The organism is Bradyrhizobium ferriligni (genome assembly GCF_056837965.1).
The window spans coordinates 49660-73347 of the sequence record NZ_JBXEJO010000050.1 but is presented as its reverse complement, the minus strand read 5'-3'; the positions used below and the strand labels follow the sequence as shown (position 1 = coordinate 73347).

Here is a 23688-nt window from a genome sequence, read left to right as displayed (position 1 = left end):
GCGCGGTCCTGTTCCTCGCGAACGATCTGCTCGATCTTCTTCAGCACCCGGAAGCCGAGCGGCAGCCAGGCATAGATGCCGGCCGCCTCCTGCCGCATCATGCCCGCGCGCAGCATCAGCCGATGCGAGACGATCTCCGCCTCTTTCGGGTTTTCTTTCAGGATGGGCAGGAAAAACCGCGACAATCGCATGGCGTTACTCGGGAATCAGGAAAGCGTGGGAAGAGCTGCAGTGAAACCGGATCGGCTGTGAAAACACAAGGCCGCCAAATAAGAAAAACCCTTCAAATCAGGCGATTTTCGGCCATTTGAACGAATTGCGTCCCATCGAAGCGCCGAGCGCGCTGACCGCGGCTTTACCTGACCTCGAAATCGTCTTCCAGCGTCACTTTCTTGAAATCGGTCACCAGGGCGTCGATCTGCATGTGCCAGCGGCCCGGTACCGGCAACGGCACCTTGCGCACGTGCCAATAGCCATCGGCACCGCGCGCGGCGGCGCGTTCCATCGGTTCGATGCCGCGCTCGGGCAGGCTCAGCGTCAGCGTCGCCTCCTTGGCCGCAAACGGGCTGGCATCGCCGTTCATCAGCTGCAGCACGAAGTCGTTCGGCCCGACCTTGCCCGGCGCGATCAGGACCTGGAACATCGCGGCATCGGTGTGGATGTGGACCGCGAGCGGAACATCGCTCGACATCGCCAGCACGCGCGGCGGCGGCGTGAAGCGCCATAATGCGACGAGGCCGAGAATGGCGATCATCAGCACGAATTCGAGCGCAATCGAGCGCTGCAGCGGCCGTGTCCGATGAGACTCGCGCGCGATGGCCGGCGTGAACACCGACCGGTTCAGCGCAGCGAGCCCGAGCAGCAGCGCCACCAACGCCAGTTTCGCAACCAGGATGTTGCCGTACCCGGTGTCGATCAGCGCGTGAAAACTTTCGAGCTGGACGATCGCGAGCGCCAGGCCCGACAAGGCGATCAACGCGACGACCGGCACCGCGAGCGTCGAAAAATGCCGCAGCACCTGAAGCAGCGAATCCTTGCGCTGCCAGGCGAGTACCGCGAGCGGCGCCAGCGCGCCCATCCAGAACGCCACGCCCACGCCATGGATGAACAGCGCGGTTCGCGTCAGCCATTGCGGCGGGGCCGTGGCGGCGTGGCCGCTGACCGCAAACGACAACCCGACACAGATCATTGCGATCGCAGTGCGGGTGAAGGCTGCACCGAACGACGGGCTGCGCCAGGCGATCGCCGCGATCAGCATCGCGGCGATCGCGAGCAGCAGCGCGGGAAACAGGCTGGTGCCGGCGGCGCTGGCCCATGCCGCCCACGTCACGATGCCCGAGAGCGGCAGGTTCAACAGGTCGACGCCCTGCAAGCCAAGCGACGCGATCGCGCCGACAAGGCCGATCTTCAGCGACCACATGACCAGCCGTTCGCCGGCCGGGCCCTGCCCGATCCAGGCCGCAAAGAACACACCGCCGACGCCGGCAAACAGCCCCAGATAGAGCCCGAGGCGCGCCAGCAAGATCAACACATGGAGCACGCCGTCGCTTGACGGCGCCGCCGAGCCGGTGACGACGCCGATCGAAAACAGCAGCGAGCCCGCGACCGGATGGCCATCCTGCGACACCACACGATAGCTGACCACCTGCGTGCCCTTCGGCAGGCCCGCCGGCAGTGTCACCATCACCGACTGGTCGACGGCGCGGATCGCGACGTCGCGCGGCTTGCCCGCAGCGTCGAGCAGGCTGACCGCAGTCGGCGCCACCGCTTCGTTGAAGCGGAGCACCACCATCTTGGGTGCTTCAGCCACCACACTGCCGTCGGCCGGTTCAGCGCCGATCAGGACGGCATGCGCATGTGCTGAGGTCGCAAGACACAGCGCCACGAGCAGCGCTGCGAAGTTTGCGACCAGCCGCATCGCTTACGACTTCGGCAGCAGCTTGACGCCGGGCGCCGGTGTCTTGCTGCCATGGTCGTGCCCGCCGCCCTGCTCGTCGGCTGGAATATCGATCCAGCGGCTGACGCCCTGCTCGCACTCCTGCACGACCGGAAAGTACAACGTGGTGTTGGGCTTCAAGGTATCGGTGAGAAACGTCTGCATCACGAACTCGTCGTAGTTCTGGTCCGCAAGCTTGCCACCGCTCCAGGCGACTTCCTTGACGCCCTCGGAAAGCTTGGCGCCGTGATAGTCGTATTGGGCGGCGTATTTGCCGGTGACCGTATCGAGAGTCCAACCCGCCTTCGGCATCGGCTTCACTCCGATCACGCCCTCCGGAATCTGCACCCGGATCTTGATCGTCGCCGAGCCCGCGCAGCCATGCGGCACGGCGAACACCGCCTTGTAATACGATCCGACCGCCGCCTGCTTTCCTTCGAGCGTGATATGCGCGATCGCCGGCTGCGCTGCGAGCAGCGCCGCCGCGGCAATGAGGAGCGTCTGTGATCGCATGGCGCCCTCACATCTTCTTCATGTCCATGTGACCGGAATGGTCGCCATGGCCGGAACGATCGCCGCCGCCCGGCGCCTGCGCGCCGACGGCCTGCACGTCAAGCGAGACCGAGACCTTGCCGGCCTTTTCGAATTCGAGCGTGACCGGCACCTTGTCGCCCTGCTTCAGCGGGCTCTTCAGGTCAAACATCATCAGGTGATAGCCGCCCGGCGCGAGCTTCACGGTCTTGCCGGGCTCGATGGTGAGGCCCTTGTCGAGCGCACGCATCTTCATCACGCCATTGTCCATCGACATCTCGTGGACTTCGATCTTGCCGGCAACATCGCCGGAGCCTGACACCAGCCGGTCGGGCGTCGTTCCCTTGTTCTCGATCGTCAGGTAGCCGCCGCCGATCTTGGCGCCGTTCGGCGTTGCGCGCGTCCAGGCCTGCGTGATCACGAGGTCGCCGGCCTTGACGTCCTCGGCACGTGCGGACGTCGACACGAGTGCAGCGGTCAGCGCTGCGAGGGCAAGGATGCGAGGGAGCGTCTTCATGGCGACGGATTTCCTTTCAAGTTGAAATTCAAGTGTCATCGAGCTGCTGCCGACTGGGCGCTGGACCATTTGTCCAGATCGGCAATTTCGGCCGATCCTTCGATCGTCGTGATCGTTCCATCCCGCGCAATCAGCATGGTTCGCGGGATATCGCCTTGCCAGGCCGGATCGATCTCAAATCTCAACCGCTCGGCAAAGCCGTCGTCGAAAATCCAGTTTTCGGCCGCGCCGAGGCCGGCGCGATCCAGCATCGATCGCGTCGCCTCCGGTAGGTTGGGAACCAGATCCGCGCTGATCGTGACGACATCGATTCCGGGATGATCCTTCATGAACTGGCCAAGCTGCGGCAGCTCGACCTTGCATGGTCCGCAGGTTACTCCCCAGAAGTGCACCAGGGTCGGATGACCGGCATGCGCATGCAGCAGCTTTTGCCAGCTGCCGCGTTCGAACGGCTTTGGCGCGCCCTCTCCCGCCGCCAATGCGGACGGCAGCGTTGCGAGCAGGACCAGCGCAGCGAGCAGATGACGCTTCATGGTTCGCCCTCGACCGCTTGAAAATGGTAGCCGTCGGCCTTCGTCATCCACGACAGATAGGTCTGCCGGCTGTCCGAGACGAGCAGCGGATGGTCGGAACTGTCGGCGGTGTCCGAAATCACCGTTGGCTTCGACCATGTCGCTCCATCGTCGCGCGATGTCATGAGGTCGACCGTCGTCTTCTGCCCGTCGAATTCCTTCCAGGCCATGACAAGCCCCTGCGGCCCCGCGATAATCTGCGGCCGGGATGGGCTGCGGTTTGGCTGACCGACCGGAAGCGGATCGGAGAAGGTTTTGCCGCCGTCGCGCGATCGCGCATAGAACAATCCCTTGCGCGCCTTGCCGTTGGTGTACCACGTCACATGGTAGGTTCCTTCGGGCGATATGGTCAGGCTCGGACCGTGATGCGGACAGGCCGCGATCTGCCAGTCGTCACGGCTCACCCGGTGTATCTCGCCGGGCGTGGCCAGGTCGGAGAACGTCACGATCGCATGGTCGCGCACGCCGCCCTCGAAGATGTTCCGGAACACGATCACCGGGTGGCCCGCGCCATCGAACGCCAAAGCGAGGCGGCAGCATTCGCAGGTGTTGTCGGCGACGAGCCGCGCGTCGGAATAGGTTGCTCCGCCATCTCCCGATGACGCGAAAAACAATCCGGCGCCGTCATATTTCTGGCCGCGCTGCTGCGCCGGCACGCGGTTGCGCTTGTCGAGCCACGCGGCAAACACCGCCCCCGCAGGATCGAAACCGATCGCCTCGAACCGTTGGCTCTCATTGCTCGCGGTGATCGACTTCGGCGCATCGAAGCTGCGTCCGCCATCGGTCGATCGCGTGGTCAGCACCTGACCATTGAAGTTCTGATCGCGGAAGATCGAGAAGGCCAGAGCGACGTTGCCGTTGGCATCGATCGCAAGCTTCGGCCGCGCATCCGGTCCCCAATCGAGATTGAGCCGCTCCCGGGTGACCCGCACCGGTGTGGAAAAGCTCTTGCCCTGGTCTTTTGAGCTCGCGACGGAGATCTGGCCTCCGGCCATCCACGCCAACCACAATGTCCCATCCCGCTCAAAGGCGGGCGTGACCTTGGTCGCGCAGCGCAGGTCCGTCTGTTCGCAGGCCGCTTCGGAGGCGTGCTGATGGCTCATCTGTGCGACGGCAAGGCTCGGCAAGGCCGTGAGCATGAGCGATGCAAGCAGCGTCAGGGCGACCGGTTTGCGATAGATCATCGATGCGCTCCTCATTTGAACGCAATTTTCATGCCCGCCACGAAGGCGCGCGGCGATCCGGCATAGATCGAGTTGGTCGAGTTCGCCAGTACGCTCGCGGGATTTTGAATGCCTGCCGCGGTCACCGAATTTGAGATGTTGTTCGCCGACGCCACGTAGGTCCGGTCGAAGACGTTCCTCACCTCGATGTACAGGTTCAGCGCCTTGAAATAATCCGAGACGAGATCGGTCTTGTAGTGCAGGTTGAGGTTGACCAGCTCATAGCCCGGCGCCTTCAAGAGGTTGGCGTTGTCCATGTAGAAGCTGTCCTTCCGCTGGACTTCGACGAACCCGCCAAGTCCCTGCAACGGACCCGACAACTGGTCGTAGCCCAGCCGCGCCGTGAGCTCGTTGGGTGAGATGCCGGGGATCTTGTTGCCGGCACGATTGAAGCTGAACACCGCGCCATTCGTGATGTTCTCGACGTATTCGGTGTAGACCTCGTCGAGATAGGTGTAGGCCGCCGAGAACCGCCAGCCCGGCAGGAATTTCCAGTCGGCGGCCAGTTCGACGCCGCGATGTTCCGAGCGCGGCGCGTTGAACGTGTAGGAGATGCCCGCAAGCGGCGTGGCCTGGGAAACGAGCTCGTCCTTGAAGAACTCGTAGAAGCCGGTGACGCTGAGCTTGAGCGCGTTGTTCGGTGTCCAGTCGGCCCCGACGTCGTAGCCGAGATTCTTCTGTGTCCGCAGCTGGGTGTTATTGCCCGAGGCGCCGCTCGGCAGGACGAACAAATTGCCGACCTGCGGCGTGCCGTATCCGGTTGCCACCCGCCCGCGGAATTGCCACTCGCTGTTCACCCGGTAGAGCAATGCGAGCTCGGGCGCGGTATTCTGGAATTGCCGGTCCGCCGTCGTGATCGCCGTGGTCGTGGTTCCGGCCGCGCCGGCGTAGCTGTAGGCGGTGTTCCGGCCCGTCAGACTGGTGGTCTCCCAGCCAATGCCGGCAACGGCCGTCAGCGCAGACGTGAGCTTCAATTCCTCCCGCGCACGAACACCGTAATTTGTCGTTGTGCTGAACAAATTGCTCGACAGGCTCCCGAGCGTCGCATTTCCGCCCGGCATCACATTGCGCGTATCGCTTGACGCGGTAAGCGTATTGTAGAAGCCGCCGAAATAGGTCGTCGAATCCAGCCCGAAGATATCGCCGCGTCTGACGACGTCGCTCATGTAGTTGTAGGACGGGAAGTCGCCGATCGCGCTCGTCGATCCCGTCGGCTGGTTGATGTTGCGGTCATCGAAGACGAACTGGTTGCGCCACGTGGTCTGGTTGTCGAAGTCGTGCTCCCAGCGGCCGCCGACGATGGTACGGCGGTCGTCGCGCCCGAGGCCGGCCTGAACCGCGGTCTCCCTGTCGGTTCCGGCCGCCGCGTTGAATCCGTTGTTGAACAACGTCACGGTGGCGCATCCCGGCGCGGCCGTCGCGCCGGTCGTGCAACCCTGCTGGAACGGGTTCTGGTAGAACTGGTTCAGCGAAGAGCGGATCGGCAGGCGCGTCGTCAGGTCGTTGTTGATCAGCTTCACCGTGAAGCGGTCGTCCGGCGTGACCTGCAGCGTGCCGAGGAAATTGACGGTCTGGGTGTTGAACCAGCTGTTGCCGATGTAGCCGTCGCCGCGCGTGTCGCTCGCGAACAGCGAGGCCTCGAAATTGCCGACCTTCTTGCCTGCGGCGAGATAATTGTTGAGGTAACCGAAGCTGCCGCCGTCGACGCCATACTCGATGCCTTCGATCGTGCCGCCCGGCCGGGTCCGGAAATTCAGCGCCCCACCAGTCGCATAGTTGCCGTAGAGCGCCGAGGATGGCCCGCGGACCACGTCGATCGCACCATAAGCATGCGGATCGATCAGGTCGCTGCGCGACAGGCCGTCCGGCTGGGTCACCGGGAAACCGTCGTCGAAGATGACGAGGTTGCGGATGCCGAAGCCGTTCCGCGCATTCGACCCGCGGATCGAGATGCCGAAATCACGCGGGCCGTTACCCTGCTTGATCGAGATGCCCGGACTGTCCCGCAGCAAATCGGCGACGGAGAACGCCGGTCGGTTGTCGAACTGGCTGCGGTCGATGGTGGTCTGCGTCTGGCCTGTGGGCGCCCGGTTCAAACCGTCGCGGATCGCGGCAAGCGTCTCCCCCGGCCTCGCGCCGGCCGCCGTCACGGCCGGCACTGTCGTCGGCTTCGGTGGCCGCCGGACCGACGCCGCACGAACGCGCGGCTTCGCCGCCGCCGGCTTGGCGCGCACCGCCGTCCGGGGCGCCTCGACGGTGACGGAGGGTAGCTCTGTGCTGGGCGCCTGGGCTTCGGCAGCGGACGGCAATGCGCAAAGCGTCGCGCCCAGCGCGAGCACGCTTGCCGCTTCCAGCGGATGATAGCGAAACATGGATGAATCCTGACACCGGGCTTCGGCCGGCTTGCTCAAGGGCACTTGCCGGCGCGGGACGCACCGGCAGCGACAAGGTCGTCAGGAAAACAGCGGCGGGGCGCGGGCTTGCGCCGAAAGGCCGGCGCGCGAACGATCGAGATCAGTGGCGAAATCAAGCCAGGCGATCCGGCTCGGCAGGCGTTCGACGGCCTGGGCCGCAACTTGCGGGCTATCAACCGGCGCACCGGTCTGCAGCACGCTGCACGCCGAGCAGCAGCCGTCATGGGCGTCGTGACCGGTCTGGTCACCCTGCCCTGCTCCGGAGCCGGCATCGCCGTGGCAGATGGTGGCGGCCGCGAGCGGATCGGACGCGGCAAGGCTCGCCGCCCAGCAAGCCCCGATCGGTGCAAGAATCTGCACCAGCAGGGCAACCAGGACGATGGGCAGAAAATTCTTCAGCCGCCGGCGCATCGCAAAACCATCCGGGACGGAACTAACCACCATGAGCGCCGGAAGTCGAGATCGCCGACGCGTCCGGTTTCTTCCAGCCGGCGGAAATAGCCGAGCGTGGCACATGCGTCACGGCGACTCCGAAATCAGTCGTATCCCCTTACCCTGTCACGTGTTTTACATCTCCCGTCACAACCGCCAGTGGAGCCATCCCAATCATTTCGCAAATTGCTCGAAAATTGAACAATCGTTGCCGAAAATGATGACAAGCCTGGAAAGATAGTCTACCAATTCTGGCTCAGGCCAGCCGCGAGGTGTGTCCTGGTGGTCCAAGTCTCGGGAGGAGCCCGACGCGCACAAGCAGCGTCACCCCATCAATCAAGATCAAATCGAATTTTTGGGGCAAATAGGGTCGACACAATTTTTGGAGCAGGGCTTTCAGCCCTGCTCTTTTTTTATGTGATGATCGCAATCCGCTATGACTCCATCATCGAATCCGATCGAACGCAGCTTTGAGCTCGCAGCAGCGGCTTGCGGAGATCTGACACCGTTCGTGTATCGCCGCCTGTTTCGCGAACATCCCGAGACGCAGGCGATGTTTCGCACCGAAGGCAGCGAGCCTGTGAAAGGCTCGATGCTGCAGCTGACGATCGAAGCCATCCTCGATTTCGCAGGCGAGCGCCGCGGACATTTTCGCCTGATCGAATCGGAAGTGTTTTCGCATGATGCGTACGGCACGCCGCGCGAATTGTTCGTCGCATTCTTCGCGGTGATCGCGGACTGCTTGCGCGACATTCTCGGCGAGCAATGGTCCGCGGATATCGATGCTGCGTGGCACAAGCTGCTGCGCGACATCGAAGCCATCGTGCTGCAGCAGAAACATCTCGTGGACGAGAGGCCGTAGCGTCACCGTTCCGATTGTGACACACTCGCTTTATCCGCGGCGCGTGCAATAGACGCCGACGGTCAGAAAAACGAAGAGGGAGCAAGCAATGCCAGGGACCGACAAGGGGATGGACAAGGCGTCGACGACGCGGCGCGACCTTCTGCAAATGGCGGCGGCAGGTGGAGCTGCGGCCGGCCTGGTCGGCGGGATGGGCATGACGACGTCCGCACTCGCCGCCGAAATGGGACGCTCGGAAAAGCCGCTGAAGGCGGCGTTCTCCAACGCCGGACTGCAGGCGACGTGGTGCGCACAGGGCAAGCAGGCCGCCGAGTTCTGGGGCAAGCTGTTCAACGTCGAGGTGACCTGGTTCGACGGCCAGCTCGATGCCGTCAAGCAGCGCGCCGCGATCGACAACATGGCGTCGCAGAAATGGGACTTCGTCGCCATCCAGGCGTTCGGCATCGGCACGCTGACCCAGCCGGTGCAGAAGATGATCGACGCCGGCACTCCCGTGATCGACATGGACACGCTTATTGCTCCTCTCGATCAAATTAACGTCCACTCGTTCCTGGCGCCCGACAACGAGTTCATGGGCGCCTCGGTGACCCAGGCGCTGTGCAACGCGATCGGCGGCAAGGGCAAGGTCATCATGACCCAGGGCGCGCTCGGCCACACCGGCGCGCAGGGCCGCGCCAAGGGCTTCAACTCGGTCATCAAGCAGTTCCCGAACATCGAGGTGCTGGATACCCAGCCCGCCGACTGGGACGTCTCCAAGACCGCCCGGCTCTGGGAAACCTATCTGACCAAATACTCGCAGATCGACGCCGCCTTCTTCCACAATGACGACATGGCGCTCGCCGCCTACAACATCATGAAGGCGCGCAACCGCACCAACATCCTGATCGGCGGCGTCGACGCCATGCCGCCGGCGATCCAGGCGGTCAGCGAAGGCCGCATGTTCGCGACCGTCCGCAATCCGTCCTGCCGCATCCATGGCGGCGCGATCGTCGCGGGCGTCGCCGCCGTGGTCGGCGGCGAGAAGAGCGGCCAGGGCATTCCGAAGAACGTCGTGACCGATGGTCCCGTCGTGACCAAGGCCAACGCCGCCGGCATGCAATGGATGGAGGATCACTTCCTGATCTGAGCGGGCCTCATGACGCAGGGACGCTCGGCGATCCTCGAGTTGCACCAGATCACGAAGGCCTTCGGCGGTGTCGAAGCCCTTCGTGGGGTCGACTTCGCGCTGCACGCCGGCGAGATCCATGGTCTCGTCGGCGAGAACGGCGCCGGCAAAAGCACGCTGATGAAGATCATCGCCGGCGTGCACCCGGAGTTCTCCGGCCGCTTCATGCTGGACGGCAAGGAAACCCGTTTCCGCTCCACCCGCGACGCGCACGCCGCCGGCATCGGCATGGTGCATCAGGAGCTCAGCGTCGCGCCTGATCTCACGGTCGCCGAGAACGTGTTCCTCGGCAACCAGCCGACCAACCGCCTCGGCTTCGTGCAGTGGCGGCGGATGGCGCGCGAGGCCGGCGAGCAGCTGGCACGGTTTGGCATCGACGTCGATCCGATGACGCGGCTCGGCGATTTGCCGATCGGCCTGCAGCAGCTGATCGAGATCGCCCGCGTGCTGTTCTCCGGCGCACGCATCATCATCCTGGACGAGCCGACCTCCGCCCTCTCGCCACCCGAGGTCGAACGCCTCTTTACGACGCTCCACAAGCTGCGCGACCAAGGCACCAGCATCGTCTTCATCTCGCATTTCATCGAGGATATTTTGCGAGTCTCCGACGTGGTGACGGTGTTCCGCAACGGGCGGAAGATCGCCGAGACGGCGTCCACTGATACCACCAAGGGCGCGCTGATCGAGGCCATGATCGGCCGCGGCGGCGAGGCGCTGGAGCACAGCTACACCGATGACCTCATGCTCCCGCAACCGGGCGGCGGCGCGGCGGTGCTGAAGGTCGATCAGCTCTCGCTCCGCCGCAGCCTGCAGGACGTCTCGTTCGAGGCCCGCTCCGGGGAAGTGCTCGGCATCTACGGCTTCATGGGCTGCGGGCAGCTGGAGCTGTCGCGCATCCTGTTCGGCAAGCTCCGGCCCGACGGCGGAACGCTGGTGGTCGACGGCGCCGCCAAGACCTTCCGCAGCACCGCAGCAGCGCGACGGGCCGGCGTTGCGCTGGTGCCGGAGAGCCGGCGCGCCATGCTGTTCCACCAGGAGCCGGTCTACAAGAACATCTCGATCAGCATCCTCGAGCGGATCTCCTCGCTGCTGCTCAAGCCGGTACGCGAGCGCGCGATCGCCCAGCGCCAGGTCGAGCAATTGCAGATCCGGCCGCCGGTCGTCGGCCTCGATCTCGGCATGCTGTCCGGCGGCAACCAGCAGAAGGTGGCGCTGGCGAAATGGCTCGCCTACCCGCCGCGGGTCCTGGTGCTGTGCGAGCCGACCCGCGGCATGGATGTCGGCGCCAAGAACGACGTGATCAACATCGTGCGCGATCTCCGCGCCAGGGGACTGGCGATCATCGTGCTGTCGACCGAGCCGGAGACGGTGCTGTCGCTGGCCGACCGGATCCTGGTGCTGAAGCGCGGCGCGGTGGTGCGCGAATTCGCGGGCGAAGCGGTCAGCAAGGACCGGCTGCTGGAGGCCGCCTAGAGCATGATCCGGAAAAGTGCGAAGCGGCTTTCCGGTGAGATCATGCTCAAACAAACAGAGAAAGCATGATGACCACCTCATCGCGCTTGATGGAGAGACATGATGGCAAGCAGTGACGGCGCGACTGCGCGAGCGGATCACCAGCGGTCGCGCGGGCTGGCGCCCTTCCTGCGCTCGCAGATGCGCAACATCGCGCCGTTCCTGACGCTGATCTTCCTCAGCGCGTTCTTCGCGATCGCGAGCCCATCGTTTGCGACCATCGACAATGTCGGCAACATCCTGACCCAGGTGTCGGTCACCGGCATCATCGCCGTCGGCCTCACCTTCGTGATCCTGTGCGCCGAGATCGACCTGTCGATCGCCAGCATCGCCAACGTCACCGGCATTGCCGTGGCGTACTTCACGCTGCAGGAATCCTACGTCAACATCGCCAATGTCCCGATGCCGGGCATCGTCGCGATCCTGCTGGCGCTGGCGCTGTGCGCGCTGCTCGGCCTCGTCAACGCGCTGGGGCTGACCATGATCGGCATCCCCTCCTTCATCATGACGCTGGCCATGATGCAGATCGCGGCCGGCGTCTCGGCACTGCTGGTGCGCGGCCAGATCGCCTACAAGGTGCCGGACCTGATCACGACGCTGGGCTCGGGATCGATCGGCGGCATCCCCTGGATCGTGATCGTCGCGGCAGTGATGCTGCTCGGCGGCCATCTGGTGCTGACCTACACGCGCTTCGGCCGCTACGTCTACATGGTCGGCGGTAACCGCGAGGCCGCGGAATTTGCCGGCCTCAACGTCAAGCTCATCCTCGGCAGCGTGATGGTAATCTCGGCGGTGTGCTCGGGGATCGGCGGCATGCTCGGCGTCGCCCATTTCGGCAGCGCCCAGCAGAACGAGTTCGATACTTATCTGCTGGATTCGATCGCGGCCGTGGTGGTCGGCGGCACCAGCCTGTTCGGCGGCCGCGGCGGCATCGGCAACACCATCGTCGGGCTGTTCGTGCTCGGCGTGCTCAACAACGGCCTCGACCACGTCAATATCGACAGCTTCCTGAAGATCCTGATCCGCGGCCTGATCCTGCTCGCGGCGCTGATCATCAACGTCTACGCGCAGCGGCTGCGGGAGCAAGCGGCGGATTGATAGTGGAGCGGAGCACGTAGCTCTCACCTCTCGTCGTCCCGGCGAAGGCCGGGACCCATAACCACAGGGTTGGGTTGTTGAGAGCAGGCTGTGGCCCCAGCGTCGGGCAACAATTTGCATTCGTGATAATGGGTCCCGGCCTTCGCCGGGACGACGCCGAGTATGTGTCGCTTGTGAGTCAAACATTCGCATTCTCGCGACATGAATTGCCCGAGCTTTGCTGTTCGTTTCACCCTCTGAAAGCAGAGGGCGCAGGGAAAGCCGGGTGCCGATCGCACCCATGGGCCCCGAGCAATGGGTAGAAAGCTCGGGGGTAGGACCACAGGTGTAACCGGAAACAACCCGGCTTTCCCTGCGCGATGGGTTACGGCTTACTTCGTGCTCTCCCCGGCGAGACTGGGCTTGCTTGTCACCGTCTTCGCAACGCGCACCGCGCAATCGGAAAAGACACCTGCCGCTAGGGCGTCAGGACCACACGACTTCACCGTCCGCCTCATGCGCGTTCGTCAACTGCGCACTCCGCGTCCACCGCATCTCGACCCGCGTTCGTCACGACCGCGAAGCGCCCCTCGTGTCGGGCGAGACGGAGGGATTAAATATCTGAGTTGGGGTCCACGTCAAGATAAAATTCTGAAAACACGAATATCTCCACCCCCGCTACCTGGCGAAATCCGGCTGCCAGTGGCGCAGTTCGCGCGCGGCGTAGGTGACAGCGCCGATTGTCGTGTAGGACGCCGCCTCCAGCATCATATTGCGGGCGAGCTTGAGGGCCCGCGCCTCGCAGATCGCGCGCTGCTGCTCGTCGGCGATCCACTCGAAATCGATGTTGTGCGCGAGGCCGAGAATACGGCGGACGGTCTTGGCTGCGGCGAAGCCGACGGTGTCCTGGAACAGCCGCGCCATGTAGGCCTGCCGTTCCGCCTCCAGCCGTGCGGCGCCGGCTTCGCCCGTGAACAGCGACGACGGATAACCATCACCCTTCGCCTCGTTGCGCCACAGCGCGAGAAATTTTCGCGAGAACCCGGCCCAGACGCCCTCGATGGTCTCGAGCAGCCATGCCTCGAAAGAGGCACGGTCGCCCGGCGCGCGCTCGTGGCCGGCGGAGGCGAGATAGGCCATCAGCAGATTGCCGATCACCGCGCCGATGTCGAAGCCCATCGGGCCGTAGAAGGCGAATTCGGGATCGATCACCTTGGTTTCGCTCTCGGTGACCATGATCGAGCCGGTGTGCAGGTCGCCATGCAGCAGCGCTTCCGGGCTCGCCATGAATTTCAGCTTCAGCCTGCTGATCGCGACATGCAGGTCGAGATCCTCGCGGAATGCCGCGGCCGTGGCGTCGAGATACGGCGCGGTCCAGCGGTTCTGCTCGGCTGTGCGGTAGGGATCGGTGAAGATCAGGTCCTCGGTGATCTTGCAGAGCGCATGGTTGCCGGCGAAATCGGCGATGCCCTGCTTCTTCTCCGCGGCCGACAACGCAAGGTCGGACGTGAAGAACAGTGTTTGCGCCAGGAAGGTCGAGATATCCTCGACGAAGCGAGGGTACCGCGTGGCCTCGATCAGGCCCTTGCGCATGATGATATGCGGCTCGAGCAGCTCCATCGCGGTGAGCGCGAGCGGCGCATCATGATGCAGCACCGCCGGCACGAGGTTTGGTGCCAGCCGTGCCTGATGCACCAGCGCCATGTGCTCGTAATGCGCCCGTGACAGCGGCAGCGGCCAGCTCTCGCCGACGAGGCGCACATAGGGCAGCGCCTGCTTGACCGCGATGCCGCCGCTTCCGCCCTTGACGATGAAGACGAGGTTGAGATTGCCGTCGCCGACCTCGCTGATCGACCAGTCCGCCGGCGCGCCGCCGAGTTGCGCGACGATGGAAGGAATGTTCGCGAGATAATCCCGCAGATCGGCTTCCCGCAGGATTCGATACTGGCTCTGCCCGGAGCCCGGCTGGGCCTGCAGGTTCATCGTGGTCGCCTCCTCCGCATTGCAAGGGCGAGGTTGATCCCCGCTCCATTGGCATCAGTTTCTAAAACAGCATCCCCATCGGTACGTAGCCCGGGTGAGCGAAGCGATACCCGGGAAAGTGATCCCGCATGTCGCTTCGCTCATGCGGGCTACTTCTGATCCGACGAAAACTGCGTATCAGAACGGCATCCCCATCAGTTTCGACAGCCGCTCGATCGAGAGATAGCCGGAATGATAGGCCCACATCGCGATCGCGAAGATCACGGCCGAGATCAGCGTGGTCCACAGCAGCTTGCGTCCCATCCGCGCCAGGATTGGGGCGCCGGGATCGGTGCCGGGCGCGCCGACGCCGTCCTCATGCTGGCTGCGTATGCCGAACGGCAGCGTCAGGAACAGCACGAGCCACCAAAGCACGAAGTAGATCGCTAGCCCTGTGGAGATCTGGTACGCCATATGGCCTCAGGCCTGTTCGATCTCGACCAACGCGCCGGAAAAGTCCTTCGGGTGGAAGAACAGCACCGGCTTGCCATGCGCGCCGATCTTCGGCTGGCCGTCACCCAGCACCCGCGCGCCCTCGGCGATCATGCGGTCACGGGCCGCGATGATGTCGGGCACGTCGTAGCAGACATGGTGGATGCCGCCGTCGGCATTGCGCTCGACGAACTTCGCGATCGGCGACGCCTCGCCCAACGGCTCGATGAACTCGATCTTGGTGTTCGGCAGCGTCACGAACACGGTGATGACGCCGTGCTCCGGCAGCGGCACCGCATCGGAAATCTCGGCATTGAAGGCGGTGCCGTAGATCTTCGCAGCCTGCTTGGCGTCCTTGACCGCGATCGCGACGTGATTGAGCCGGCCCAGCATCTCTTTCTCCCTTTAGTTGAGCATGATCTTTTCGGAAAACCGCTTCGCACTTTTCCGGATCATGCTTAGGCTCAAACCGTCAGAACGTGCACGACGCAGATCGGCTTCTTGCCCCATTGCTCGTTCAGCGCCGCCCGCACCGCGCGCCGCACCGATTCCCCCAGCGCGTCCGGATCGCGCCGCCGCGGCTTCGGCAGGCCCTCGATCGTCGATACCACCACATCGAACACGATGTCGTCGAGCAGTTCGCCCGCCGCATTGTTCTCCGGCATGCCGACCAGATCAACCTCGGGATCGTCGACGAGCTCGCCCTGCTCGGTCATGGCGATGGCGACGAAGGCGCAGCCGGCAAAGCCCATCCGCCGCCGCTCCACCACGGCACGCGACTTGGCGTCCTCCAGGATGGTTCCGTCCTTGTAGAGCCGGCCCGCCGGCACCTCGCCGACGATGCCGGGCTCGCCGGGCCCGAGCTTGACCAAGTCGCCGTTGCGGCAGGTCAGGACCTTGGGCACGCCGGCGGCGCGCGCCAGCTTGGCGTGTTCGGCCAGATGCAGCGCCTCGCCATGGACCGGGATCAAGAGCTGCGGCCGCACCCAGGAGATCATGTCGCGCAGCTCGTCGCGGCGCGGGTGGCCGGAGACGTGCACCAGGTGCTCGCGGTCGGTGATGATCTCGACGCCCTGCATGACCAGGTTGTTGATGATCGAGCCGACCGCCTTCTCGTTGCCGGGAATGGTGCGGGAGGAGAAGATCACGGTGTCGCCCTTGTTCAGGGTGACCTGCGGATGGTCGTCATTGGCGATCCGCGCCAGCGCCGCGCGCGGCTCGCCCTGGCTGCCGGTGCACAGCGCCAGCACCTTGTCGGCCGGGAAATGGCCGTAATAGTCGGCGCTGCGGAATTTATGCGAGCCGTCGAGATAGCCGCATTCGCGCGCCACCTGCACCACGCGCTCCATGGCGCGGCCGACCACGACCACCTCGCGGTCGGCGGCGTTCGCGGCGTCCGCCACGGCCCGCACCCGGGCGACATTGGAGGCGAAGGTCGTGACCGCGACCCGGCCCTTGGCCGCCTTGACCAGCTTCTTGATTGTGGCGGCGACCTCGGTCTCCGACGGCGAGCGCCCGTCGCGCACCGCATTGGTGGAGTCGCCCACCAGCGCCAGTACGCCTTCATCGCCGAGCTCGCGCAGCCGCCGCTCGTCGGTCGGCTGGCCGATGATCGGGGTCGGATCGATCTTCCAGTCGCCGGTATGCAGCACGGTGCCGACATCGGTCTTGATCGCCAGCGCGTGCGATTCCGGAATCGAATGCGCGACCGGGATGAACTCGACATTGAACGGGCCGATATCGACCCGCCCGCCCGACGGGATCACCGTGACCGGGATTTTTGGCGGGTTGCGCTCGGCGGCGCATTTGGCCTCGAACAGCGCCGCGCTGAATTGCGTCGCGTAGATCTTGCAGCCGAGCTTCGGCCAGAGATCGATGATGGCGCCGAAATGATCCTCATGGGCGTGCGTCAGCACGAGGCCCATCAGATTGTTGCGCTCCTTCTCGAGGAAGCGGACGTCGGGCATGATCAGGTCGATGCCCGGCAGATGCTCCTCGTCGCCAAAGGAGACGCCGAGATCGACCGCTAGGAAGGAGCGCTGGTGGCGGTTGCCGAGGCCGTAGATCGACAGGTTCATGCCGATCTCGCCGACGCCGCCGAGCGGCGCAAAGGTGAGCTCCTCGGGACGCGCCATCAGTTCACCCTCACCGAGGCTGCGGAGCCGAAATAGACCTCGCCCGCCGTTACGGGCAGGCGCTCGCCATCAGCGGTGCGGACGATCAGGCAGCCGGTATCATCGATGGTGTCGAACGTGCCTTCAAGGGTCGCCGAGCCGGTCTGGACCGCGACCTTCTCGCCGAGACCAGCCGCGCGCTCCAGCCAGAGCCTGCGGATCTCGGGGAAGCCGCGGCCGTCGTCCCAGATGCCGCGAAACTCGACCCAGGCGTCCGACAGCGCGGCAAACAGCTCCTCCGCCCCGATCTGGACGCCCAGCGCCGCGAGCGATACGGCCGGCGTCGGCGTCCCCTCGGGTGCTGCGACGACATTGGTGCCGATGCCGACCACGACCGCCAGCCGGCTCCCGATGGCCTCGGCCTCCAGCAGGATGCCCGAAAGCTTCTTGCCGTTGGCCAGCACGTCGTTCGGCCATTTCAGGGTGAACTTCGGGCTGTCCGGCCCGAGCCGCAGCGCCGCCTCGATGCTGACCTTCCGCAGCGCGGCTTCGAGCGACAGCCCGGCGGCAAAGCCGAGGGTGGCGGCGACTGCCGGCTGGACGTCCGTCACTTCGAGGATCGTGCTGGCGAGATTGCCGCGCGGCGCGACCCAGACCCGCTGCCGCCGCCCGCGGCCCGCGGTCTGTTCCGGCGTCACGAACCACATCGGCCCCTGCTCGCCGTCGCGGGCGCGCAGCATCGCCTCGGCATTGGTCGAGCCGATCTGATCGAAGGCGGCGAGCCGGTAGCTCGCCGCTATGGCCCGGGGCCCGAGCGTGAAGGTCATGTCAGCGTTATGCGCATGATTGGTTCCGAAAGCCAGCATCCCGATTTCGGAACCGCATGCGTCAAAATAGTGATTTGGCCGCCGCCGTGGCCACGCTCACCAGCGGACCCGGATAGGCGAAGAAGAAGATGTTGAAGATGCCTGCGACCGCCAGCACGGTGCGCAGCTCGACGCGGACCGGGTCGAGCTTGCCGAGCGGCTGGTCGAAATACATCACCTTGACGATCGACAGATAGTAGAACGCGCCCACCACGCTGGTCAGCACGCCGATCACGGCGAGCGTGAACAGATTGGCCTTGATCGCGGCGACGAACACGTACCACTTGCCGAAGAACCCGGCGAGCGGCGGCACGCCGGCCAGCGAGAACAGCAGCATCGCGAAGATGAAGGCGAGCAGCGGGTTGGTGCGGGACAGGCCGGCGAAATCGCTGATCTGCTCCAGCGCCTGGCCGTTGCGCTTCATCGCCAGGATGATGCTGAAGGAACCGAGCGTCATCGCGACATAGATCGCGATGTAGATCAGGACGCCCTGGGCGCCCTCGACCGTGCCGGAGGCGAGGCCGACCAGCGCAAAGCCCATATGGCCGATCGAGGAATAGGCCATCAGGCGCTTGATGTTGGTCTGGCCGATCGCGGCGAACGAGCCCAGCGCCATCGAGGCGATCGCCACGAACACCAGGATCTGCTGCCACTGGGTGACGATGCCCGGGAACGCGGTCAGCGTCGCGCGGGTGAACACCGCGAGCGCCGCGACCTTCGGGGCGGACGCGAAGAACGCGGTCACCGGCGTCGGCGCGCCCTCATAGACGTCCGGCGTCCACATGTGGAACGGCACCGCCGAGACCTTGAAGCAGAGGCCGGCGAGCAGGAACACCAGGCCGAACACGATGCCGGTGCTGCCGGTGGTTGCCGCCGCGGCGATGCCGGCGAAGCTGACCGTGCCGGTGAAGCCGTAGATCAGCGAGGCGCCGTAGAGCAGCATGCCTGACGACAGCGCGCCAAGCACGAAATACTTCAGGCCCGCCTCGCTCGACTTGGCGTTGTCGCGCTGGCTGGCGGCGACGACGTAGAGCGCAAGGCTCATCAGCTCGAGGCCGAGATAGAGCGAGATCAAATCGCCGGCCGAGATCAGCACCATCATGCCGAGCGTCGACAGCAGCACCAGGATCGAGAACTCGAAGTTGCGGCTCGACGGCTGGGACAGGTACTCGGTCGACAGGACCAGGGTCGCCGCCGAGGCGATCAGCGCGAGGACCTTCAGGAAGCGGGCGAAGTCGTCGACGATGAAGCTGCCGCCGAAGGTCACGAGCTTGCCCGCCGGCAGCCAGAGCTCCAGCACGCCGGTCAGCACCAGGAGACAGATCGCGAGCGCCGTGACGAGCCGCGTCGTCCCCTGCCCGCGATAGGCTCCGATCATCAACAGCACCATGGCGCCGACCGCGAGCACCAGCTCCGGCAGCACCGGCTGCAACTGATAACCTGCACTGGAAAAGCTCATGACGAGGGCCTTACTGGACGGTCAGCGCGGCTGCCTTCACGGCAGTCACGGCGGTTTGGTAATTGTTGACGAGCTGCTGCACCGAGGCGGCGGACATGTCGAGCACCGGCTTCGGGTAGACGCCGAACAGGATGGTCAGCGCGATCAGCGGGAACAGCGTCACGCATTCGCGGAAGGTGAGATCCTTGATCGACATCAGCGACGGCTTGACCAGCGCGCCGAACACCACCTTGCGGTAGAGCCAGAGCGCGTAGCAGGCCGACAGGATCACGCCCGTGGTGGCGAAGAACGCGGTCGGCAGCGAGATCTTGAAGGTGCCGAGCAGCGTCATGAACTCGCCGACGAATCCGCTCGTGCCCGGCAGACCGACATTGGCCATGGTGAAGACCATGAAGGTCAGCGCATAGAGCGGCATCCGGTTGACGAGGCCGCCATAGGCCGCGATCTCGCGGGTGTGCATGCGGTCGTAGACCACGCCGACGCAGAGGAACAGCGCGCCGGAAACGATGCCGTGCGAGACCATCTGGAACATGCCGCCGGCGACGCCCTGCGTCGTCACCGCGAAGATGCCCATGGTGACGAAGCCCATATGCGCGACGGACGAATATGCGATCAGCTTCTTCATGTCCTCCTGCATCATCGCCACCAGCGAGGTGTAGATGATGGCGATGACCGACAGCACGAACACGAACGGCGCGAAGTCGTGCGAGGCCAGCGGGAACATCGGCAGCGAGAAGCGCAGGAAGCCGTAGCCGCCCATCTTCAGCAGGATCGCGGCCAGGATCACCGAGCCCGCCGTCGGTGCCTCGACGTGCGCATCGGGCAGCCAGGTGTGCACCGGCCACATCGGCATCTTCACCGCGAACGAGGCGAAGAAGGCCAGCCACGCCCAGGTCTGCAACGACCGCGGCACCGCGGTGTGCATCAGGGTCGGGATGTCGGTGGTGCCGGCGTTCCAGTACAGCGCCATGATGGCGAGCAGCATCAGGACCGAGCCAAGGAAGGTGTAGAGGAAGAACTTGAACGACGCATAGACCCGGCGCGGGCCGCCCCAGACGCCGATGATCAGGAACATCGGGATCAGGCCGCCCTCGAAGAACAGGTAGAACAGCACGAGGTCGAGCGCCGAGAAGGTGCCGACCATCAGCGTTTCCAGGATCAGGAACGCCATCATGTATTCGCCGACGCGCTGCGTCACCGACTTCCAGCTCGCGATGATGCAGAGCGGCATGATCGCGGTGGTCAGGATGATCAGCGGCAGCGAGATGCCGTCGACGCCCATGTGATAGGTGATGCCGGTGGCGAGCCAGGACGCCTTCTCGACGAACTGGAAGTCGGTCGAGGCCGAATCGAAGCGCGCCACGAGGATCAGCGAGATCGCGAAGGTGATCAGCGTGGTCCACAGCGCGATCCAGCGCGCCGTGCGGCTCGCGGCCTCGTCACCGCCCCGCGCCAGCAGATAGACCAGGATCGCACCGACCGCCGGCAGGAAAGTCGTGACCGAAAGGATGGGCCAGGTTGTCATTTACTGGCCTCCCAAGCCGAACATGAACCAGGTGATCAATCCGGCCGCCCCGATCAGCATCGCGAATGCGTAGTGATAGAGATAGCCGGTCTGCAATTTCACGACGTTGCGGGTGACGTCGAGCACGCGGGCGGAGACGCCATCGGGACCGAAGCCGTCGATGATGAAGCCGTCGCCCTTCTTCCACAGCGTGTAGCCGAGCCACTTCGCCGGGCGCACGAAGATCCAGTCGTACAGCTCGTCGAAGTACCATTTGTTGAGCAGGAACTGGTACAGCATCGGCTGCTGCTGCGCGAGCTCGACCGGCAGATACGGCCTGCGGATGTAGAACAGATACGAGATGAACAGGCCGAGCGCCATCATCACGGTGGGCAGCGGCGCAAGCCAGCCCGGCATGTGCTCCATGTCCTCGAGGATGTGCGGGTTCATCTTCACGGACTCGCGGAAGAACTCCTCGACGCCGTGCGGGTTGACGAACAGCTCCTTGAACGGCAGGCCGGCCAGGATCGAGCCGGCGGCGAGCACGCCGATCGGCACCAGCATCCACACCGGGCTCTCATGCGCCGCCTCGTAGTGCTTCTGGTCGTGCGGCTCGCCGAAGAACGTCTTGAAGATCAGACGCCAGGAGTAGAACGAGGTCAGGCCGGCGGCGACGATGGTCAAGAGATAGGCGTAGGTCGCGAACGGGTTATGCGCCGCATAGGCCGCCTCGATGATCGCGTCCTTGGAGAAGTAGCCGGCGAACAGCGGGAAGCCGGTCAGCGCCAGGGTGCCGATGCACATCACCGCGAAGGTGTACGGGATCTTGCGCCACAGGCCGCCCATGTTGCGGATGTCCTGCTCGTGGTGCATCGCGTAGATCACCGAACCGGAGCCCAGGAACAGCAGCGCCTTGAAGAAGGCGTGCGTGAACAGATGGAACATGCCGACCGAATAGGCCCCCGCTCCCATCGCCACGAACATGTAGCCGAGCTGCGAACAGGTCGAATACGCGACGATGCGCTTGATGTCGTTCTGCACGAGGCCGATCGTGGCGGCGAAGAAAGCCGTGGTCGCGCCGAAGAACATTACCACCGCCTGCGCGGTCGGCGACAGCTCGAACAGCGGCGACAGCCGCGCCACCATGAAGACCCCGGCGGTGACCATGGTCGCCGCGTGGATCAGCGCCGACACCGGGGTCGGACCTTCCATCGCGTCCGGCAACCAGGTGTGCAGCAGGAACTGGGCCGACTTGCCCATCGCGCCCATGAACAGCAATAGGCAGGTCAAGGTCAGCGCGTCGACCTGCCAGCCGAAGAAGTTGATGGCCTTGCCGGTCAGCCCGGGCGCGGCATGGAAGATGGTCTCGAAATCGGTCGAGCCGACCAGCGCGAAGATCGCGAAGATACCGAGCGCGAAGCCGAAGTCGCCGACGCGGTTGACCACGAAGGCCTTGATCGCCGCGGCATTGGCCGACGGTTTCTGGTACCAGAAGCCGATCAGGAGGTAGCTTGCGAGGCCGACGCCCTCCCAGCCGAAGAACAGCTGCACGAGGTTGTCTGACGTCACCAGCATCAGCATCGCGAAGGTGAACAAGCTGAGATAGCCGAAGAAGCGCGGCCGGTTAGGATCCTCGTCCATGTAGCCGATGGAGTAGAGGTGGACGAGCGCCGATACCGTGTTGACCACGACCAGCATCACGGCGGTCAGGGTGTCGACCCGCAGTGTCCAGGCCACCTGCAGGTCGCCCGAGGTGATCCAGGGCAGCAGCACGACGCGCGCGTCATGGTGCATGAAGCCGACATCGACCAGCGTGAACCAGGACAGCGCCGCCGACACGAACAGCAGGCCGGTGGTGATCAGCTCGGCGAGGCGCGAGCCCGCCGCCGGCGGTTCGGAGACGTGGTGGTCGTCATGGCCTTGGTCATCATGGCCGTGATCGTCATGGGCCGCGGAGGCATGGGCATCCCCATGCGCATCGTCGTGATGGTCGACAGTGTCGCCGCTCGGGCAGCGCGCATGGGCACCGACCAGCGAGATAATGCCTGCGAGGATGGCGCCCAGCAGAGGCAGGAATACGATTGCCTGAACCATAACTGCGCCTAGCCCTTCATCAGATTGACGTCTTCAACCGCGATCGAACCGCGGTTGCGGAAATACACCACCAGCACGGCGAGACCGATCGCAGCCTCGGCGGCGGCCACTGTCAGCACCAAGAGCGCGAACACCTGGCCGACGATGTCGCCGAGGAAGGTCGAGAACGCCACCAGGTTGATGTTGACCGACAGCAGGATCAGCTCGATCGACATCAGGATGACGATGATGTTCTTGCGGTTGAGGAAGATGCCGAGGATCCCGAGCGTGAACAGGATCGCGGCGACCGCGAGATAGTGTCCGAGCCCGATCGTCATTTCACCCACTCCGCCGCGTCGGCATCCTGCAGGCCCTGCCCCGACGCCACCTTGCGCATCGCCATCGCCATCTCGGGCGTGCGCGCGTTCTGCACGTTGATGTTCTGCCGCTTGACCTTGGCCTTGTGGCGCAGCGTCAGCACGATGGCGCCGATCATCGCGACCAGCAGCACCATGCCGGCGAGCTGGAAGTAATGGATGTACTTCGTATAGAGCACGAGGCCGAGCGCCTCGGTGTTGCTGACATTGGTCGGGATCGCCGCGGTGATCGTCTTGGTCACGGCCGGGTTGATCACCCAGGCGCCGACGACGAGCAGCAGCTCGAACATGAAGATGCCGCCGATCACGATGCCGATCGGCAGATACTGGATGAAGCCCTCGCGCAGCTCGACGAAGTCGACGTCGAGCATCATGATCACGAACAGGAACAGCACCGCGACCGCGCCGACATAGACCACGATCAGCATCATCCCGAGGAACTCGGCGCCCATCAGGATGAACAGCCCGGCCGCGTTGACGAAGGCCAGGATCAGGAACAGCACGGAGTGCACGGGATTGCGCGAGACAATCACCATGACCGCCGAGGCCACGCAGACCGCGGCAAACAGATAGAAGAACAGCGCCGAAAGGATCATGCCC

At 64.5% G+C, this 23688-nt stretch carries 21 protein-coding genes and 1 pseudogene; 4 read left to right on the top strand and 18 right to left on the bottom strand.

Translation table 11 applies throughout. The features are described from left to right. From AC1VNY_RS27450 to AC1VNY_RS27415, 8 genes and pseudogenes are all read right to left on the bottom strand, one after another. Positions 1 to 191: pseudogene (locus AC1VNY_RS27450) on the bottom strand (proline--tRNA ligase); the annotation flags it as partial. 164 nt (positions 192 to 355) lie between these two features. Beyond that, on the bottom strand, positions 356 to 1918 hold the full coding sequence (locus tag AC1VNY_RS27445; RefSeq protein ID WP_482407538.1) for a copper resistance CopC/CopD family protein: 1563 nt from the start codon (positions 1916 to 1918) through the stop codon (positions 356 to 358). 3 nt (positions 1919 to 1921) lie between these two features. Further along, positions 1922 to 2449 carry a YcnI family copper-binding membrane protein gene (locus AC1VNY_RS27440; RefSeq protein ID WP_482407537.1) on the bottom strand — a complete coding sequence of 176 codons (528 nt, stop codon included), beginning with the start codon at positions 2447 to 2449 and terminating at the stop codon, positions 1922 to 1924. Between the two features lie 7 nt (positions 2450 to 2456). Then, positions 2457 to 2984: a copper chaperone PCu(A)C gene (locus AC1VNY_RS27435; protein WP_482407536.1), complete on the bottom strand. Its 528-nt coding sequence runs from the start codon at positions 2982 to 2984 to the stop codon at positions 2457 to 2459. Between the two features lie 35 nt (positions 2985 to 3019). Beyond that, positions 3020 to 3517 (bottom strand): TlpA family protein disulfide reductase, encoded by a 498-nt coding sequence (locus tag AC1VNY_RS27430; protein WP_482407535.1) that lies wholly within the window; start codon positions 3515 to 3517, stop codon positions 3020 to 3022. Continuing rightward, positions 3514 to 4740, bottom strand: coding sequence for a sialidase family protein (locus tag AC1VNY_RS27425; protein ID WP_482407534.1), 1227 nt, complete (start codon positions 4738 to 4740; stop codon positions 3514 to 3516). Before AC1VNY_RS27425 ends, AC1VNY_RS27430 begins: the two co-directional genes overlap by 4 nt. 11 nt (positions 4741 to 4751) lie before the next feature. Further along, positions 4752 to 7151 carry a TonB-dependent receptor family protein gene (locus AC1VNY_RS27420; RefSeq protein WP_482407533.1) on the bottom strand — a complete coding sequence of 800 codons (2400 nt, stop codon included), beginning with the start codon at positions 7149 to 7151 and terminating at the stop codon, positions 4752 to 4754. A gap of 81 nt (positions 7152 to 7232) precedes the next feature. Further along, positions 7233 to 7604 carry a DUF2946 domain-containing protein gene (locus tag AC1VNY_RS27415; RefSeq protein WP_482407532.1) on the bottom strand — a complete coding sequence of 124 codons (372 nt, stop codon included), beginning with the start codon at positions 7602 to 7604 and terminating at the stop codon, positions 7233 to 7235. 457 nt (positions 7605 to 8061) lie between these two features. Between AC1VNY_RS27415 and AC1VNY_RS27410 the strand changes: the two genes are divergently transcribed. From AC1VNY_RS27410 to AC1VNY_RS27395, 4 genes are all read left to right on the top strand, one after another. Next, the gene (locus AC1VNY_RS27410) at positions 8062 to 8487 is read left to right on the top strand and encodes a globin (RefSeq protein ID WP_482407531.1); all 426 of its coding nucleotides are present in this window, start codon (positions 8062 to 8064) and stop codon (positions 8485 to 8487) included. Positions 8488 to 8575: 88 nt separating this feature from the next. Beyond that, positions 8576 to 9613, top strand: coding sequence for a sugar ABC transporter substrate-binding protein (locus tag AC1VNY_RS27405; RefSeq protein WP_482407530.1), 1038 nt, complete (start codon positions 8576 to 8578; stop codon positions 9611 to 9613). A 9-nt stretch (positions 9614 to 9622) separates the two neighbouring features. Beyond that, entirely contained in the window at positions 9623 to 11125 is a 1503-nt protein-coding gene (locus AC1VNY_RS27400) for a sugar ABC transporter ATP-binding protein (protein WP_482407529.1), read from the top strand. Positions 11126 to 11227: 102 nt separating this feature from the next. Further along, positions 11228 to 12262 (top strand): ABC transporter permease, encoded by a 1035-nt coding sequence (locus AC1VNY_RS27395; protein WP_038385101.1) that lies wholly within the window; start codon positions 11228 to 11230, stop codon positions 12260 to 12262. A gap of 657 nt (positions 12263 to 12919) precedes the next feature. Here AC1VNY_RS27395 and mtnK read toward each other — a convergent pair. The 10 genes from mtnK to AC1VNY_RS27345 all read right to left on the bottom strand — a co-directional run bounded on the left by mtnK (position 12920) and on the right by AC1VNY_RS27345 (position 23684). Continuing rightward, positions 12920 to 14224, bottom strand: coding sequence for an S-methyl-5-thioribose kinase (gene mtnK / locus AC1VNY_RS27390; protein ID WP_482407528.1), 1305 nt, complete (start codon positions 14222 to 14224; stop codon positions 12920 to 12922). A 177-nt stretch (positions 14225 to 14401) separates the two neighbouring features. Further along, positions 14402 to 14677 (bottom strand): DUF1467 family protein, encoded by a 276-nt coding sequence (locus AC1VNY_RS27385; protein WP_028340120.1) that lies wholly within the window; start codon positions 14675 to 14677, stop codon positions 14402 to 14404. 6 nt (positions 14678 to 14683) lie between these two features. Further along, positions 14684 to 15088 (bottom strand): methylmalonyl-CoA epimerase, encoded by a 405-nt coding sequence (gene mce / locus AC1VNY_RS27380; protein WP_016841811.1) that lies wholly within the window; start codon positions 15086 to 15088, stop codon positions 14684 to 14686. Positions 15089 to 15159: 71 nt separating this feature from the next. Then, a complete protein-coding gene (locus AC1VNY_RS27375; protein WP_482407527.1) occupies positions 15160 to 16830 on the bottom strand; it encodes a ribonuclease J in 1671 nt (556 codons plus the stop codon). After that, positions 16830 to 17636 carry a biotin--[acetyl-CoA-carboxylase] ligase gene (locus tag AC1VNY_RS27370; RefSeq protein WP_482407541.1) on the bottom strand — a complete coding sequence of 269 codons (807 nt, stop codon included), beginning with the start codon at positions 17634 to 17636 and terminating at the stop codon, positions 16830 to 16832. Before AC1VNY_RS27370 ends, AC1VNY_RS27375 begins: the two co-directional genes overlap by 1 nt. 61 nt (positions 17637 to 17697) lie before the next feature. Further along, on the bottom strand, positions 17698 to 19134 hold the full coding sequence (gene nuoN / locus AC1VNY_RS27365; RefSeq protein WP_482407526.1) for an NADH-quinone oxidoreductase subunit NuoN: 1437 nt from the start codon (positions 19132 to 19134) through the stop codon (positions 17698 to 17700). Positions 19135 to 19144: 10 nt separating this feature from the next. Then, positions 19145 to 20659 carry an NADH-quinone oxidoreductase subunit M gene (locus AC1VNY_RS27360; protein ID WP_482407525.1) on the bottom strand — a complete coding sequence of 505 codons (1515 nt, stop codon included), beginning with the start codon at positions 20657 to 20659 and terminating at the stop codon, positions 19145 to 19147. Beyond that, the gene (gene nuoL, locus AC1VNY_RS27355) at positions 20660 to 22732 is read right to left on the bottom strand and encodes an NADH-quinone oxidoreductase subunit L (protein WP_482407524.1); all 2073 of its coding nucleotides are present in this window, start codon (positions 22730 to 22732) and stop codon (positions 20660 to 20662) included. Between the two features lie 8 nt (positions 22733 to 22740). Then, positions 22741 to 23049, bottom strand: a complete 309-nt coding sequence (gene nuoK, locus AC1VNY_RS27350; protein WP_016841823.1) for an NADH-quinone oxidoreductase subunit NuoK — start codon at positions 23047 to 23049, stop codon at positions 22741 to 22743. Beyond that, positions 23046 to 23684 (bottom strand): NADH-quinone oxidoreductase subunit J, encoded by a 639-nt coding sequence (locus AC1VNY_RS27345; RefSeq protein WP_253591963.1) that lies wholly within the window; start codon positions 23682 to 23684, stop codon positions 23046 to 23048. The genes nuoK and AC1VNY_RS27345 overlap by 4 nt, the downstream gene beginning before the upstream one ends. Positions 23685 to 23688: the final 4 nt, after the last annotated feature.

Excerpts from the sequence above, each read along its gene's own strand:
- AC1VNY_RS27445 (WP_482407538.1), bottom strand. The coding sequence starts at position 1,918 with ATGCGGCTGGTCGCAAACTTCGCAGCGCTGCTCGTGGCGCTGTGTCTT.
- AC1VNY_RS27440 (WP_482407537.1), bottom strand. The coding sequence starts at position 2,449 with ATGCGATCACAGACGCTCCTCATTGCCGCGGCGGCGCTGCTCGCAGCG.
- AC1VNY_RS27435 (WP_482407536.1), bottom strand. The coding sequence starts at position 2,984 with ATGAAGACGCTCCCTCGCATCCTTGCCCTCGCAGCGCTGACCGCTGCA.
- AC1VNY_RS27430 (WP_482407535.1), bottom strand. The coding sequence starts at position 3,517 with ATGAAGCGTCATCTGCTCGCTGCGCTGGTCCTGCTCGCAACGCTGCCG.
- AC1VNY_RS27425 (WP_482407534.1), bottom strand. The coding sequence starts at position 4,740 with ATGATCTATCGCAAACCGGTCGCCCTGACGCTGCTTGCATCGCTCATG.
- AC1VNY_RS27420 (WP_482407533.1), bottom strand. The coding sequence starts at position 7,151 with ATGTTTCGCTATCATCCGCTGGAAGCGGCAAGCGTGCTCGCGCTGGGC.
- AC1VNY_RS27415 (WP_482407532.1), bottom strand. The coding sequence starts at position 7,604 with ATGCGCCGGCGGCTGAAGAATTTTCTGCCCATCGTCCTGGTTGCCCTG.
- AC1VNY_RS27410 (WP_482407531.1), top strand. The coding sequence starts at position 8,062 with ATGACTCCATCATCGAATCCGATCGAACGCAGCTTTGAGCTCGCAGCA.
- AC1VNY_RS27405 (WP_482407530.1), top strand. The coding sequence starts at position 8,576 with ATGCCAGGGACCGACAAGGGGATGGACAAGGCGTCGACGACGCGGCGC.
- AC1VNY_RS27400 (WP_482407529.1), top strand. The coding sequence starts at position 9,623 with ATGACGCAGGGACGCTCGGCGATCCTCGAGTTGCACCAGATCACGAAG.
- AC1VNY_RS27395 (WP_038385101.1), top strand. The coding sequence starts at position 11,228 with ATGGCAAGCAGTGACGGCGCGACTGCGCGAGCGGATCACCAGCGGTCG.
- mtnK (WP_482407528.1), bottom strand. The coding sequence starts at position 14,224 with ATGAACCTGCAGGCCCAGCCGGGCTCCGGGCAGAGCCAGTATCGAATC.
- AC1VNY_RS27385 (WP_028340120.1), bottom strand. The coding sequence starts at position 14,677 with ATGGCGTACCAGATCTCCACAGGGCTAGCGATCTACTTCGTGCTTTGG.
- mce (WP_016841811.1), bottom strand. The coding sequence starts at position 15,088 with ATGCTGGGCCGGCTCAATCACGTCGCGATCGCGGTCAAGGACGCCAAG.
- AC1VNY_RS27375 (WP_482407527.1), bottom strand. The coding sequence starts at position 16,830 with ATGGCGCGTCCCGAGGAGCTCACCTTTGCGCCGCTCGGCGGCGTCGGC.
- AC1VNY_RS27370 (WP_482407541.1), bottom strand. The coding sequence starts at position 17,636 with ATGACCTTCACGCTCGGGCCCCGGGCCATAGCGGCGAGCTACCGGCTC.
- nuoN (WP_482407526.1), bottom strand. The coding sequence starts at position 19,134 with ATGAGCTTTTCCAGTGCAGGTTATCAGTTGCAGCCGGTGCTGCCGGAG.
- AC1VNY_RS27360 (WP_482407525.1), bottom strand. The coding sequence starts at position 20,659 with ATGACAACCTGGCCCATCCTTTCGGTCACGACTTTCCTGCCGGCGGTC.
- nuoL (WP_482407524.1), bottom strand. The coding sequence starts at position 22,732 with ATGGTTCAGGCAATCGTATTCCTGCCTCTGCTGGGCGCCATCCTCGCA.
- nuoK (WP_016841823.1), bottom strand. The coding sequence starts at position 23,049 with ATGACGATCGGGCTCGGACACTATCTCGCGGTCGCCGCGATCCTGTTC.
- AC1VNY_RS27345 (WP_253591963.1), bottom strand. The coding sequence starts at position 23,684 with ATGATCCTTTCGGCGCTGTTCTTCTATCTGTTTGCCGCGGTCTGCGTG.